The organism is Acinetobacter sp. YH12231 (genome assembly GCF_013417755.1).
Classification (GTDB): domain Bacteria; phylum Pseudomonadota; class Gammaproteobacteria; order Pseudomonadales; family Moraxellaceae; genus Acinetobacter; species Acinetobacter amyesii.
In genome coordinates, this window is sequence record NZ_VPDJ01000010.1 from 113,474 (window position 1) to 128,417 (window position 14,944).

Genomic DNA, 14,944 nt, shown 5'->3' on the forward strand with positions numbered 1-14,944 from the left:
AAAAAAGACGGCTGTAGCCGTCTTTTTATATTTAGGTTATTAATTAGAAACGCATACCGATACCTGCATACGCAAGAATTGGATTTACTTCAATATCGGCTTTAGATTTGATCAGTTCACCATGTGTCGCATCTGTAACGGTAATGGTGGTTTCATTCTGTAGGTGTGCATAGCTGACAGAACCTACAGCAAACCATTTGTCGTTGAAGTCATAAGTAAAACCAGCTGTCACAACAGGAGCAAAAGCATCAGAAGCTTCTAACTCAACTTTTGGCTTAGCTTTACTTGGTTTACCGTCAAGTGCGGCACCAGCATTGCCTTCTTTAATATTGGCAATCATATGTCCAGCAGCAATCAGGTCTTTTTCTGTACGTGGATTAATTTCTAGTTCATTAAAGTATGCATACATTACGCCTAGACCCACATAGGGACGGAATTTATTGACGCCAGTTTTACCGAAGTGATATTGGATTTCTGCAGCGGGGGTCCATGCACGAGCAGATGCCGCTGGGCCGTAGGCTTCTAAATCTGTAATCAGCAAACTATTCTTCATTGCGATTTCAGGTAGGTCGATAATACCTAACTCAGGTGTCGCAATAGCTGCAAATGGCGCATAAATTTTTCCTTTGCCGTTTAGGTCTACCTCAGGTGGGATACCGGCTTTCATTTCTAAAGAAATGTTATCAGTAAAGAAATAGTTGGTCATGATGCCTAGTGTGGTTACATCATCGGCTTCAAGGCCAGTACCTTGGTTATCCCAACTTTGTAGGCCATTAATTTCAGCAGTACCGCTTAGCCCTGCTGGTAAGGTACTCGTACCTAATTTATCGAGCAAACCGACAAACCAAGTAGAAATGTTTGGATCCATAGCAGGATCCATATTGGCTTTTACTGCGTCAATTGAAATATCACCAACTTTGGCTGTTTCACCATTTTTTACTGATGTATCAACATGGAATGGTTGTGCTTTACCTTGTGGCATAACATGTAGAGCACCAACAGAGACAGAAAAACGTTTGAAGCCATCGCCATCTTTTAAACTAAAATATGGTGAGTCTGCATGACTGAGCATAGGTAGGGCAGCCATAGAAGCAGCAATGCACAATACACTTTTTTTCATTTTAAAGGACTCCATGTCCGTAAATTGATAATAATTTTTCTAAGTGCTCATTATTCAAAATTAGTGCGTAAAAAATGTTATAGAAAACAAGAATAAACGTAATAATCCTGTAACATTTTTGATGATTTGTATTATTTGAGGGCTTTAATTAGGTATTTGTGTAAAAAAATCGAACTTTTTTGAAATTTAGAAATGCTTCTATCTATTTGTAAATACTCAATATTTATTGACATAAATGACAGTACTTTGGTTGGTTTGGGTCAATAAAATAGTTTAAAACGACCATATTCAAAGCACTTTTTTGTGCTGTTGTCCTCTATAGATATAAAAATTCATAGCTAATCATTGGGTCTTTATATGCCAATCGAGGCTAATCACTCAAAGCCTTTTACACCAAAACCATTTTTTTTGTACAATAGCGCCAGATTCAATTGAGTTATTCGTATGAGTACGCAAAACCCTCCCAAGAAAAAGGCTTTAGTCAATTTGCCTTTTCCGATTAAAAAAGCTGAAGATAATGCTTCGGATGAAATCTTTGAAGATATGCGTCCAAAACCTCAGCGTTATGCTGACCGTACTTGGATGCCACCACGCGGTACACGTCGTTCGATGGGTAAGCGTTAAGAGATTTAAATAAAAAAGCCATGGTTCAAACCATGGCTTTTTTATTGCAAATTATTGATGTTAATTACGTATTTCAGACTGAATTCTGCGGTCTTTATTGAGATAATACTTTTTCTTCTGATGATACATGTCCAAATCGGCACGTTTAAGCATATCGTCCATCCGCTCATTCAGCCCATTGGTGGCACAGCCAATCGAGATACTCATCGGTTGATTAGAATAAAATTGGTTATCGACCAATAACAACTCATTCAAACTTTGTAAGCAGTTTTGCAGCGCTGCATCATCTGCACCCGGTAATAGAATGACAAATTCATCACCGCCAATGCGCGAAGCAGAATAGGGCGTATGCTGAATAAGTTGGTTTAAAATGTTGCCCAGACGTCTGAGGATACTGTCACCAGCATCGTGCCCAATACTGTCATTGAGTTCTTTTAGTCCATTTAAATCAATAAAAATACAAGAAACAGGACGTAATTGATTGCGTTCGAGACGATTGAGTTCTGCGATATAAAATGAACGGTTATAGAGTTTGGTCAGGACGTCATGTTTACCTAAATATTCAAGATAATTTTCAGCCTTTTTACGTGCGGTAATATCAGTCAGAGCAACCTGCACGGTGCTCCAGTCGTCGAGATAATCAGGAAATACAGTAAATTGTAGTAAGACGTGGCGAATACTGCCATCAAGTGCATAATTTATAGCTTCACGTTGATGATGTAAATTACCATTCCAAAGTTCAATCAACTGTTCTTTAAATGTTTGAAGCATCTCTTTGGCAAATACTTTATGTACATTTTTGAGCAATATTTCTTTGTTCGGAGCGCCAAACAAATCAAGGGTGGCCTGATTAACATCAACGATCAGTATTTCCTTGATACACTCTTGTACAAAATCGGGGTGAACATCCAAAAATGTCACAAAATCTTCTATACCTAAAGCGCGAAGTTGATCTAATTTTATTTTAATCCGGCTGAAATCTTCTACCCAAAGTGAGGTTGGCGAATAATGGAAACGCGCTTCTGCTAAATGACGACTTTGTTCTTGTAAACGGCAAGCTTCGGTATAAGACGTGATATCTTCAGTTGTAATTAAAACAGCTGATAAATCCTGCTCATGATTTGGTAGGACGATGCCTTTGAGTTGAATGTCTAAACGTTGCCCACTGAGCGGTATAGTTCACGGCAGAATGGGAAAAATGTGTTTCACCATTCCATAATGCAACCAATTCTCTAATATGTGTTTGACACATCTCCGCCTGAAAAACTAAATCAAGGTTTTGACATAAATGTTCAATATTACGCGCTTGATACAGTTCTAACGTTTTTGTGTTGACCTGTAAGATTTTTATTTTTCTTGCACATTGCAGAATACGTGATTCATCTTGTTGAAGAAAAGTGGAGAGATCCTGCACACCTTGCTGACGCCAGAGATCAAATTGTTTTTTGACTTCACTGTAATCTTCAAGCCACATGGCAATGGGGGATAGCTCAAAAAAAAGGAGAATCTAGCATGTCTATTTTATGTGCTCGTCATTCTTCATGATAATTACAGCATGTAGTATAAGACGAAAAAAATGATATTAAAATAATGTGATATGTAAAATAAGTTTTATTTTTAATGTGACTTAAGTCACTAAAAACCATTAAACAACCGTAGAAAAAAAGCCAATATAAATATTGGCTTTTTGGATGCTTTAACTGTGGTGAAAAGAGCCTTTAGCGGTTGGCTTTACGGGCTTTATTTTCAGGCTTTGGTGCAGCGATTTCACGTTCAGCTTTCCAAACATCAATGAAATCTTTTTCATTGATATTATAAAGTTCAAGTAGGGCTAAAATAACGCCGCCAAACATCATCGGGCCTTCAGAGTTGCTTTGAAATTCAAATATTTTCCCATTCAGCGCATGCAAAATATCTTCAATTTCAAAAATACGGTCACGACCATTACTGTCTGTTGGGTACATTTGGGTATTCAGGACAATTTTCGCAAGACTTTTTTCATTATCCGTTAAGGCCAGTACATCGACCAACTCATCTGTTGAAGGCGCGAAAATAACCGAATCTCGATAAATCGTATGTAAAAGTTTCGAGGTCAGTTTGGGTAATGCTTTTTCAACAAATGGACGGAAAGAAATTGGAAAAATCACATTGCTGGAAATGCCCTTAAACATCGGGGCAATTTCTTCAACTTTATAGCCAGCGACACCACAACCGATCGAGGTAATGAAGTATTTAGTCTTCGGATGATTCTTGGTGTAGATTTTAAAATCATCGACATAGTGTTGAATTTGCGACAACGGCATTTGTTGTAAATGCTCATTCATGGTTGGAATAGCAAAACTTTGACCTGCCCATCCACGACCAATACCATTCATTGCGCCAAAATGCTCTAGTGCGGTACGCGCTGCACCGCCAGCATGTTGACCTGCCATATTGCTGCCAAAAACAAAAATGGTATCTTCAGCTAAGTTTTTAACAATACTTTCGTCATGATATTGATAAGTCATAAAGTTTGATCTGTGGCGTCCTTTTGTCCATGTTGCAGGTGAAATTTACCTAGGTCAAGTATCAATAAGGGATAAATGAACGCTTTATTCTTGAGTTTTTTTAGAGCCAAGAGTTTCCTCAAGAAAAACATGCGAAATCAGGCGAATTATTTTTCAAACATGAGAAAAATCTATGGGTTTATGTTGAATTATAATTTTACAGTCCGTACACGCCTCTGGTATTTACATAAATTTAGCGTTGTTTTGTGCAACTTTGCCCTCATAATAAAGCCATATAAAACTGTTGAAGAAGAGTGTGATGCAGGAACAGCCTTTTGAACTGGTAACACAATATCAGCCGGCAGGTGATCAGCCTCAAGCGATTGAGAAATTGGTGAAGGGGATTGAAAAAGGAATGCATGATCAGTTGCTCTTAGGGGTAACAGGTTCAGGTAAAACCTATACCATGGCAAATGTGATAGCACGCACGCAACGTCCAACGATTATTATGGCGCATAATAAAACTTTGGCTGCGCAGCTTTATGGCGAGTTTAAAGCCTTCTTTCCGCATAATGCCGTGGAATACTTCGTCAGTTATTATGACTATTATCAACCCGAAGCCTATGTGCCATCTTCAGATACTTTTATTGAAAAAGATTCATCGATTAATGATCACATTGACCAAATGCGTCTTTCGGCAACACGGGCATTATTAGAGCGACGTGATGCAATTATCGTAGCGTCAGTTTCAGCTATTTATGGTCTGGGTGATCCCAATGCTTATATGAGTATGCTTCTGCATATCGTGGAAGGTGATCGTATCAGCCGTGATGACATCATTCGTCGTTTGGTGGAAATGCAATACACCCGAAATGAACTCGAATTTTTACGGGGCACATACCGTATTCGTGGTGAAATTATTGATATTTTTCCTGCTGAATCTGATCAAAATGCCATTCGAATAGAGTTATTTGATGATGAAGTTGATTCAGTTCGATGGTTTGATCCATTGACAGGCAGAATGGTGCGTAAAGTGCCACGGATTACGATTTACCCAAAAAGCCATTATGTAACACCTAAAGATAATTTACAGCGTGCAATTGGAACGATTCGTGAAGAACTCGCAGAACGACTAGGATTCTTTCGTGCAAATGATAAATTACTCGAAGCACAGCGTATCGAACAACGTACACGTTATGATTTAGAGATGATGCAGCAGCTTGGCTATACCAACGGTATTGAAAACTATTCACGCCACTTGTCTGGCCGTCCTTCTGGTGAAGCACCTCCGACTTTGTTTGATTATGTACCTGATGATGCTTTATTAATCATTGATGAATCGCACGTTACCGTTCCGCAAATTGGGGCTATGTATAAAGGTGACCGTTCACGTAAAGAAAATTTGGTCAATTACGGTTTTCGTTTACCAAGTGCGCTTGATAACCGCCCAATGAAATTTGAAGAATGGGAGCGGATTATTCCTTCGACGATTTATGTCAGTGCAACGCCTGCACATTATGAAATGGAAAAGTCTGAACAAGTCGTTGAGCAAGTGGTTCGACCCACAGGTTTGGTCGACCCTGAAATTGAAATTCGTCCAGTGTTAACGCAAGTGGATGATGTATTGTCAGAAATTAATAATCGTAAAAGCTTAAATGAGCGTGTATTGGTTACGACATTAACCAAACGTATGGCAGAAGATTTAACTTCATATTTGAAAGAATATGGTATTAAGGTCGCTTATTTACATTCTGATATTGACACTGTTGAACGAACTAAAATTATTCATGAATTGCGTTCAGGTGTATACGATGCAATCGTTGGGATTAACTTACTGCGCGAAGGCTTAGATATGCCTGAAGTGTCTCTAGTAGCCATTTTAGATGCAGACAAAGAAGGTTTCTTACGTTCTGAGCGTTCTTTGATTCAAACCATTGGACGTGCAGCGCGTAACTTAAACGGTAAAGCAATTTTATATGCAGATCGTATGACCGACTCCATGCAAAAGGCTATTGATGAAACGGATCGTCGTCGTAATTTACAGATCGCATTTAATCTTGAGCATGGCATTACGCCACGCAGTGCAGTGCGTCAAAACGTCAATGATATTGATACTGGTGAAGTGCTGACAGATGATGAAATCGATGCAAAAATTTCAGATCAGGCTAAGGCATTAACTGCAGATGAAAGTCATTTGATGTCTGATCCAAAACTTTTAGCAAAACATATGAACAAGCTGGAAAAAGAAATGCTAAAAGCGTCTAAGGATTTACAGTTCGAACAAGCCGCTCGATTACGCGATGAAATCTTGCGTTTAAAAGCACAGATGATTTCATAATTTTGTTAGACAAGATGCGGAATATTGTCTGAATGACATACATAATTCAGACAAGAAAATGATTTTTAGAGCAATTTTTTCCGCTAGAGTAAAAACACGAGAGAAAGAATTACTTAATTTTCATCGAATGTTTTGCATCGAAATGAGGCATAAAAATGACAACAACGAATCTTCCGAAAGCTGGTTTTAAACTCGCAAAAATTGCACTTGGTGCAGCAGTGTTAATTGGTTTGGGTGCAGCCACAATGGCCTATGCACAGGCGAAACCGTTACAGACTGTGGAAAAAGTCGAGCTCGATCGTTATTTAGGTATGTGGTATGAAGTAGCTCGTAAGCCTATGGTTTTTCAAAAAAGCTGTGACCGTGATGTGATTGCGGTTTACACGCTAAATGAAAATGGCAACATTAATGTAAATAATCGCTGTGTATCTAAAGATGGTACCAAGAAGCAATCAATAGGCGAGGCATTTGTACAAAATGCACCGTTTAACTCGAAATTAAAAGTTAGTTTCTTACCAGAAGCCATTCGTTGGTTGCCTGTGGGGCGTGGTGATTATTGGGTACTCAAAGCCGATGAAGACTATCAAACAGTTTTGGTGGGTGAGCCACGTCGTAAATATATGTGGGTTCTTTCTCGTTCGGCTCATCCAGATCAGGAAGTGATTCAGGAATATTTAAATTATGCGCAATCTGTTGGTTATGATTTATCAGATATTATTCATACCAAGCAGACAGTGAAACCTAAAACCTAAATATTTGAACAAATGCTAAAAAACCATGCCTGTGCATGGTTTTTTATTTGCTAGAATGTCCAGATGAAAAGCTTGATTCATCAAGCAAAATATCAAATTTATGGTGTATTTTGGACTGGAGTGGAAGATGTATAAAGGCGTTGCATTGTCTGTATTGGCATCGGTCACTTTTGGTATTTTGTATTTCTTTACCATCTTTTTAAAACCTCTAGATAGCGAGCAAACATTTGCATGGCGCATGTTAGCGACCTTGCCATTTTTAACTTTATTTATGTGGTGGATGAAAGATTTAAACAAAGTTAGTGAAATTTTTTGGCGTGTGGTCAAGCAACCGATCTTTCTCATTTGGTTAATCATTAGTTCATTTTTATGTACTACACAGCTTTGGTTGTTTTTGTGGGGACCAATTAATGGCCGAGGGCTAGAAGTATCTTTAGGGTATTTTCTATTGCCCTTAGTGATGGTTCTGGTTGGATGTGTACTGTATAAAGAAAAGCTGTCTAAATGGCAGATGGCTGCCGTGGCATTGGCAATTTTAGGGGTCGGCCACGAAATTTGGCGTATTGGCAGTATCGCGTGGGAAACTGTCTATGTCGCTGTGGCTTATCCAATTTATTTCTTTTTTCGTCGTACCTTTAAAACCGATCATTTGGGTGGTTTTTGGTGGGATCTTTGCTTAATTCTGCCTGTAGCATTTTATTTAGGATTTATTCATAGCGATAGTTTAGCGCTGATGTCGTTATTCCCGCATCTGATTTTGGCGGTTTTAGGACTTGGTTTTCTGAGTGCGCTTGGCTTAGGTAGCTATATGTTGGCGAGTCGTTATCTGCCATTTGTGATTTTTGGTTTGTTGAGTTATTTAGAACCTGTGTTGTTAGCATTTGCATCGATCGCATTGGGAGAGCGAGTAGAAGCCGAAGAATGGCTGACCTATATTCCAATTTGGGGTGCAGTGTTGTTATTGGTGATAGAAGGCATCTTGCATCTGTTTAAACAAAAGCAAAATGAACGTGCGTTAGCTAAAAATGTAAAAGCGTTAAATGATCGAATCGATTCTTAGACTGAAAATATTGGTACGATAAATTGATCAGTTCACAATTAACACTTGCTGTTTTTTAAGAAAATCTTAAACTTAGAAAACTAAAACACGCCATGATTCAATTCATTGTTTAGGAAGAACAGTATTGAATGATGGTGTACAAAAATATTTATTTTAGATAAAAATAAACTGAAATCGATAAAAGATTGATTAAAAAACCAAGATACAGGAAGCAGTCAGTGGTTGTCCCATTTCATCTAAGCGCTAAACTTTTACAGCTAGAGCCTGTGTTGGATCAGCATTGGCGGAGTATTGTGTCTGAAGTATGCACTGATCTTGATCAATCCAATTTAGCGCAGATACAGCAGGTGTTATTGCCAAAAGGTATTCGTTGGGAGTCTTCATCACGGTCGTATCAACTTGATGTGCCGATGAATTTGGGCATGTTGATGAAAGTATTAAAATATGATGTCATGCGTGAGCATGCACAGTATTTGGCAACACAGCTCGAAGAACTTCGAACATTGACAATGAGTATTCAAGTTGCGCAAAAATTAGAAGAAAACCTAGCCTATATCAATAAAATAGATGCCGAAGAAGATTTTGAATTACAGCATGAAAAAAACGTATTACATCGGCATTTCATTTTAAATGCTGCACAAATCATCCGTGAAATGGATTTGATTGCGCCGAGTGATGCACGTGAACTCACTGCCCAGCAAGTCAAAATTTTCTTGATCGAAATTTTCTTAAAGTCACATATGTTGGGGCAATTTTTTGATGCCACTATCCCGAAATCGTCTGAGATTTGGCAACATCCGATTTTTAAATACTATTTAAAGCGTGAACAAAAAACGAGATATTTACAAATCGTACAAACATCTGAGTTTATTTATATTTTGTCGCCTGATTTAGATTGGACGACGCACTATTCCGCTACACGGTTTTTATCGACAAAGCACAATGACGCTTTAGCAGACGACGTTTTTGATGGGGTGGCCATAGATTTAACTACTGCTTTAGAGAATCAGCAAATAGAACAATTAAAAATTCAAGTGTCAAAGCTAGCATCCATTGCAGGTTTTATACATTTAGATCTACAAAATTTAATGCAGCAACTCCATATACGGGTAGATAAGCATCTACTTTTGATGCTGCATGTAGAGGATGCCACTCAACAATTGGCGACGGTTTTACCTGCTTTTGAGCAGCAGTTCAATGAATTGATTTTGAAGCCATTACATCAGACTGTTCAATTTCAACTAAGTGAGCAGATACAGCATGATTTTGTCTTTTTTCATTGCATGCAAATATCTCAAAAGCTCATCACGAGTCTAAATGTCTTGAGTAGTTGCCCTAAGTTTGAGGCAAGTTTGGAGTTGAAACGACTGCGACTTCAACTACAGGCTTGGCAAGTACTGTTGTTGAAACGGTGTACGCACATTTTTAATGTTCAAAACGAAGATGAGTGGGAGTTTCATCATCATCAGTCACAGCAAATTCATACGGCGCTGAAGGCGCTCTTGCAGTCGGTCGATGATCAACAGAAGATCTTTGCTACAGAAGCAACTGTAGAAAATATGGGTACCCATGGCGCGCATGTTGGATTTTCCAAACGCATGACGAAAACAGGGGATTATGAAAGCCTTGAAGCCGATGCTTTAAAAGCGCAGCAGCAAAAAAAACGACAAACTTATATGCAGGTTTTAATGTTGCTGAAGGAACATGCGTCACAGCTCGTCAATCTCGATTTTGAGCCATGTGAAAATGCCTTAAACGTGCGATCTTTTAGTGATCAGAGATATTTTGCGATTAGTGCTGGAGAGAATAGTTTAAATGCACTTCCGAAAATATTAGAGCTGAGTGCAAATTTCTTTGATTTTAATCTGGAAAAGTTTGCTGAGAATCTGAAAAATTAACAGAATTTTAAATATTGATCTGACTTTAAAACTAATGTTAGGCAGTAACATTAGAGGCGTAATTTGATTCAAATAAAAGAACGATACGCGGTAATGTCATCCGCAATTGTCTGAGATAAGGTTACTTCTAATAAAAAATGTTTTTGCGATACTTTGAATAAATTGACGGTAGTGAACGAGTTTTGCGGTGAGGAGCATTGCTCCGCAAGATTGTTTCCTTACGAAGCATGCTTCTCATTTTGCCAAATGAGAAACAACGTTTCGTAAGAGTACCTCCAGCTGAAGGCTAAACCCTTGATTCAAACCTCAGATGTAAGACTCCGTCGAATAGTTTTAAAAATCATTTAAAAATGTGAAATTATTATTACGAGCTTAACATCAGTAAAAATACTATAAATTGAGCAAAATAAAAAAACAGCACAATTTGAAAAATATAAATATTCGTTCATCTTTGAGCTAAATGTGCTGAGATCTGGTTGATAAAACTACATTTGAAATTTTGTGACAAAAATCTGCGAAAAAGCCGGTTTTTCAACTTTCGGCTATAAAATCATAATACTAATCATGATTATTTTGAAAATTGATAGTGAATATATAACAAAATAACCTTGTCCAAATCTGCTTTTAGATTCATTAATTTTCAGTTTTCCATTACAATTGTGGGGTTTTGAAATTTATGCTTAGATTTACAATTAATTAGAGGACGTATCTGTGAGCAAAGACACTATCGTTGCCCTACATGCAGAGCACCAAGGTCGCTGGAAAAACCGTGAAGAAATCGCGGAACGTATGATTGCCCTAGTGGGTCAGTTATATCGTGAAAAAAACATCGTAGCTACAGTATACGGTCGTTCTTTAATTAACCGTTCGGTTATCCAAATTCTTAAAGCGCATCGTCGTACTCGCGTACTTGACGTTGAACTTTCAGTTGTGAACACTTTCCCAATTCTTGAAGCTTTAGCGAAAATCGAAAACATCGGTACTGCTGAAATTGATCTTGGCAAACTTGCTGTTGAGTTCAAAGAAAAAGGCGGTGATGTTGACGCATTCGTTGCTGACGCTGTTAAATCACTTGAAGGCAATGCAACTAACGTTGAAAACCGTGATGTTGTACTTTACGGTTTCGGTCGTATTGGTCGTATCCTTGCACGTTTGATGATCAGCCAATCTGGTTTAGGCCGTGGTCTTAACCTTAAAGCAATCGTTGTTCGTAAATCATCTGACGGTGACTTAGAAAAACGTGCGTCTTTGTTACGTCGTGACTCTATTCATGGTCCATTCGCAGGTACGATTTCTGTTGATGAAGAAAACGAAGCAATCATTGCTAACGGTAACTTCATCAAAGTGATCTATGCGTCTAACCCATCTGAAGTTGATTACACTGCTTACGGTATTAACAATGCACTTGTAATCGATAACACAGGTAAATGGCGTGATTCTGAAGGTCTTGCACAGCACCTTAAATGCGCTGGCGCTGCACGTGTAATTCTAACTGCACCTGGTAAAGGTGACATGAAGAACGTTGTATACGGTGTGAACCAAGCTGACATCCTTGATGAAGATCAAATCATCTCTGCTGCAAGCTGTACAACAAACGCGATCACACCAACACTTAAAGTGTTAAATGACAAGTACACAGTGATCAATGGTCACGTTGAAACAGTTCACTCGTTCACAAACGACCAAAACTTGATCGACAACTACCATAAAGCTGACCGTCGTGGTCGTGCTGCTACTTTAAACATGGTAATCACTGAAACTGGTGCTGCTAAAGCTGTTGCTAAAGCACTTCCTGCTCTTCAAGGTAAATTGACTGGTAACTCAGTACGTGTACCTACTCCAAACGTATCTCTTGCAATTTTGAACCTTACTTTAGGTCAAGATGTTGATCGTGAAGAAGTGAATGAATACATTCGCCAAATTTCAATCAACTCTAACCTTCAAGGTCAAATCGGTTATACAAACTCAACTGAAGTTGTATCGTCTGACTTTATCGGTTCACGTACCGCAGGTGTATTTGACGCTCAAGCGACAATCACTTCTGGTAACCGTTTAACTGCTTATGTTTGGTACGATAACGAAGTAGGTTATAGCTGCCAAGTATTGCGTATTGCTGAGCAAATGGGCGGCGTAAGCTATCCAAAAGTTCCTGCTGAAACTAATGCTTAATTAGTTCGCGCTGTAAAAAAAGGGCCTCATTTGAGGCTCTTTTTTATTGTGGAAAATAAAGTTGGCCAATCAGCTTAATAAAATCATATACATTAATTGATGGAAAATTCACCTTGATACGCTCATATGAATCTGTTAGCTTACAAATGGTAAGTACATTAAAAATAGTAAGTAATAACTAAAAACCGTGATCAAGAAAGGAACTCTTCAATGACCAAGTATGCAATCAGTCCATTGTTGGGACAGGTGCTATCTAATGAATGCCCATCCCGTGAAATACTGGAACATCTCACCAATAAATGGTCAGTGCTAGTATTGCGCTGTTTAAGTGAAGGTGTACATCGCTTTAGTGAGCTGAAACAGCGAATTGAAGGGGTCAGTGAAAAAATGCTGGCGCAAACCTTAAAAATGCTGGAGCAAGATGGTTTTATTTTAAGAACGGTGTATCCGGTTGTGCCACCCAAAGTGGAATATCAATTGACCATTACCGGTTCGCAAGCAGCAGAAAAAATAAACTATTTGATTGGCTGGGTAGAGCGCAGTTTGCCAGAGATTTTGGAAAATAAAGAGCGTGTTACTAAATAAAAATTAAATTGCTTTTGGGGAAGCAATAGATGAAAAAATCAGAAAATTTGATTGCGACAGTGTTAGCAGTCTACGCAATTATCTTAACCTTATGCATCGCTATTTATGCAATTTTTAAAAGTTTAGAAGTTGATATTACTTTAGCGACAAATCTTTTGCTTTGGTCGGCGGGGATATTTGCTCCAATAGCGGTCTTAATGACTTACACGAATTGGCGAGAGCAAAAAGGCAGTGAATTAATTGCTGCTCAATCTAAAGATTTAATAATTTATTTAAAGGAATATAAAGCTCAAACTAATAAGCTTCTAGCGCTTGTACTTAATAACTATTTAAATGAATTAGATAATGAAATGATAAAAAAATTTTTAGGTCCTAAAATCGAGCCATGTGAAATCAGAAGGATATGGGGTTCTTTAAGTCCCCTAAGGCAAAATATAAATGATGCTTTGAGTTTTATAAATTTTAATCAAGATAATAAAAAATTAGGAAAACTGATCGACGAATATCGTGAGCTTGCTAGCAAAATTGACTCGCATATATATGGAATAAATAATGAGGAAATCTATCATCAGTTTTTTAGGATAGCATTTTCTGAAAAACTTGATGAATTGATTGAGGAGATGTACGAATATGCGTTATATCGAAAAACATTAAATTTTTAATTAGTAATGAGAAAAGGAATAAACCATTCGATTTATTCCTCATAAAACACTTAATTTTTAACCATCTTATTAAAATCCCACCGATCAATCAGTAAAATTCCAATCGAAAAAACCAAAGCTAGAATCACACAACCCATCCAACCAAAATGCTGCCAGGCATATACTGCACCGAGTGAACCTATAGCTGCACCAGTAAAGTAAATCGTCATATACACCGCATTAATTCGCGAACGGGATTTAAGATCAATCCGATAGACCAAATTTTGATTGAGCACGTGAAATGCTGTTAAACCAAAATATGCCATGAGTACGCCAATCGCATAAATCACGATATTTTGCTGGGCAAAAAATAGAGGGATAGTTGAGAAAAACATCAAAGCAATACAGAGTTTTGCTACAAAGTTTTCTCTACCTTGTCCCACAATTTTACCCGACCAACTTGATGAATAAATCCCGATCACACCAAGCAAGCCAAACAGACCAATTTCAAAATCAGTAAAGTAATATGGCGCACTGCCTAAGACAAAAGTCATAGAGGTAAAAATCATCGACAAAATACCAAAACCCAAAGCACCAGCACAGGCACGACGAATCAGATGTGGATTATTTTGAGCAATGATAAACAACGAGCGGTAAATTCCTATCATTGTTAAACCTGCTTGCGGCGTCGTGTTCGGAAGTTTTTTCCACATGATCATCGCAAAACCTAAAGTGATGATACCACTGGTGAAATACACAGCATTCCAGGACCAATAGGTCGATACAAAGCCTGCAAATGTTCGCGATAAAATGATGCCCATGACCAAGCCGCTCATGAGTTTACCTACAGTGGCTGCGCTGGATTCGGGTGGGCTAATACTCGATGCAAAAGGAATTAGGACTTGTGCCGAAATTGCGCCAAACGTCGCACAAAGGGTAAATAGATACAGCGTGCTTAAGTTGCTACTTAACGATAATAAAATCTGAGAAAGAGCAGCAAAGACCATTAAGCTAACAATGAGTTTGCGCTTATTTAAAAAGTCACCTAGTGGGACCAAGCGCATTAAACCTAAAACATAGCCAATTTGTGCAATCACTACAGTCAAACCAGCTTCACTGGTGCTAATGCCTAAACCTTTTTCAATCGAATAGATAAGCGGTTGATTAAAATATGCTGATCCTGCGCATAGACCACAAGCAAGTGCCATCAATAAAACAAATTGTGATGACAATGGACTGATAGTATTCCTTTCCTTAGGATTTGACATAAC

General features: G+C 38.2%; 11 protein-coding genes and 1 pseudogene. 8 read left to right on the top strand and 4 right to left on the bottom strand.

From position 1 onward, the window contains the following. Nucleotides 1–43 precede the first annotated feature (43 nt). Nucleotides 44–1,120, bottom strand: a complete 1,077-nt coding sequence (locus FTV11_RS07995) for an OmpW family protein (RefSeq protein WP_180007679.1) — start codon at nt 1,118–1,120, stop codon at nt 44–46. A 444-nt stretch (nt 1,121–1,564) separates the two neighbouring features. On the opposite strand from FTV11_RS07995, the gene FTV11_RS08000 reads away from it, so the two are divergent. Then, entirely contained in the window at nt 1,565–1,744 is a 180-nt protein-coding gene (locus tag FTV11_RS08000; RefSeq protein ID WP_078190224.1) for a hypothetical protein, read from the top strand. 60 nt (nt 1,745–1,804) lie between these two features. Here FTV11_RS08000 and FTV11_RS08005 read toward each other — a convergent pair. Further along, nucleotides 1,805–3,264 (bottom strand): annotated as a pseudogene (locus FTV11_RS08005) (diguanylate cyclase domain-containing protein). A gap of 198 nt (nt 3,265–3,462) precedes the next feature. Next, a complete protein-coding gene (locus FTV11_RS08010) occupies nt 3,463–4,251 on the bottom strand; it encodes a hypothetical protein (RefSeq protein WP_180073767.1) in 789 nt (262 codons plus the stop codon). A gap of 295 nt (nt 4,252–4,546) precedes the next feature. On the opposite strand from FTV11_RS08010, the gene uvrB reads away from it, so the two are divergent. The 7 genes from uvrB (at nt 4,547) to FTV11_RS17095 (ending at nt 13,694) form a co-directional block, all read left to right on the top strand. After that, on the top strand, nt 4,547–6,568 hold the full coding sequence (uvrB, locus tag FTV11_RS08015) for an excinuclease ABC subunit UvrB (RefSeq protein WP_180073768.1): 2,022 nt from the start codon (nt 4,547–4,549) through the stop codon (nt 6,566–6,568). A 155-nt stretch (nt 6,569–6,723) separates the two neighbouring features. Further along, nucleotides 6,724–7,320 (top strand): lipocalin family protein, encoded by a 597-nt coding sequence (locus tag FTV11_RS08020; protein ID WP_180073769.1) that lies wholly within the window; start codon nt 6,724–6,726, stop codon nt 7,318–7,320. A 127-nt stretch (nt 7,321–7,447) separates the two neighbouring features. Further along, the gene (gene rarD, locus FTV11_RS08025; RefSeq protein ID WP_180073770.1) at nt 7,448–8,380 is read left to right on the top strand and encodes an EamA family transporter RarD; all 933 of its coding nucleotides are present in this window, start codon (nt 7,448–7,450) and stop codon (nt 8,378–8,380) included. A gap of 218 nt (nt 8,381–8,598) precedes the next feature. Next, nucleotides 8,599–10,278: a hypothetical protein gene (locus tag FTV11_RS08030; protein WP_180073771.1), complete on the top strand. Its 1,680-nt coding sequence runs from the start codon at nt 8,599–8,601 to the stop codon at nt 10,276–10,278. Between the two features lie 711 nt (nt 10,279–10,989). Then, on the top strand, nt 10,990–12,447 hold the full coding sequence (locus FTV11_RS08035) for a glyceraldehyde-3-phosphate dehydrogenase (RefSeq protein WP_180073772.1): 1,458 nt from the start codon (nt 10,990–10,992) through the stop codon (nt 12,445–12,447). Nucleotides 12,448–12,657: 210 nt separating this feature from the next. Next, nucleotides 12,658–13,032, top strand: coding sequence for a helix-turn-helix domain-containing protein (locus FTV11_RS08040; RefSeq protein ID WP_125278388.1), 375 nt, complete (start codon nt 12,658–12,660; stop codon nt 13,030–13,032). Between the two features lie 29 nt (nt 13,033–13,061). Then, complete coding sequence (locus FTV11_RS17095) at nt 13,062–13,694, top strand: hypothetical protein (protein WP_257218977.1); 633 nt, start codon at nt 13,062–13,064, stop codon at nt 13,692–13,694. Between the two features lie 50 nt (nt 13,695–13,744). Here the strand turns inward: FTV11_RS17095 and FTV11_RS08050 are convergent, their stop codons facing one another. Beyond that, on the bottom strand, nt 13,745–14,941 hold the full coding sequence (locus FTV11_RS08050; protein WP_180073773.1) for an MFS transporter: 1,197 nt from the start codon (nt 14,939–14,941) through the stop codon (nt 13,745–13,747). Nucleotides 14,942–14,944 lie beyond the last annotated feature (3 nt).

Bases quoted from the DNA above. Each gene is read 5' to 3' on its own strand.
- FTV11_RS07995 (WP_180007679.1), bottom strand. From the start codon at position 1,120: ATGAAAAAAAGTGTATTGTGCATTGCTGCTTCTATGGCTGCCCTACCT.
- FTV11_RS08000 (WP_078190224.1), top strand. From the start codon at position 1,565: ATGAGTACGCAAAACCCTCCCAAGAAAAAGGCTTTAGTCAATTTGCCT.
- FTV11_RS08010 (WP_180073767.1), bottom strand. From the start codon at position 4,251: ATGACTTATCAATATCATGACGAAAGTATTGTTAAAAACTTAGCTGAA.
- FTV11_RS08020 (WP_180073769.1), top strand. From the start codon at position 6,724: ATGACAACAACGAATCTTCCGAAAGCTGGTTTTAAACTCGCAAAAATT.
- rarD (WP_180073770.1), top strand. From the start codon at position 7,448: ATGTATAAAGGCGTTGCATTGTCTGTATTGGCATCGGTCACTTTTGGT.
- FTV11_RS08040 (WP_125278388.1), top strand. From the start codon at position 12,658: ATGACCAAGTATGCAATCAGTCCATTGTTGGGACAGGTGCTATCTAAT.
- FTV11_RS17095 (WP_257218977.1), top strand. From the start codon at position 13,062: ATGAAAAAATCAGAAAATTTGATTGCGACAGTGTTAGCAGTCTACGCA.
- FTV11_RS08050 (WP_180073773.1), bottom strand. From the start codon at position 14,941: ATGTCAAATCCTAAGGAAAGGAATACTATCAGTCCATTGTCATCACAA.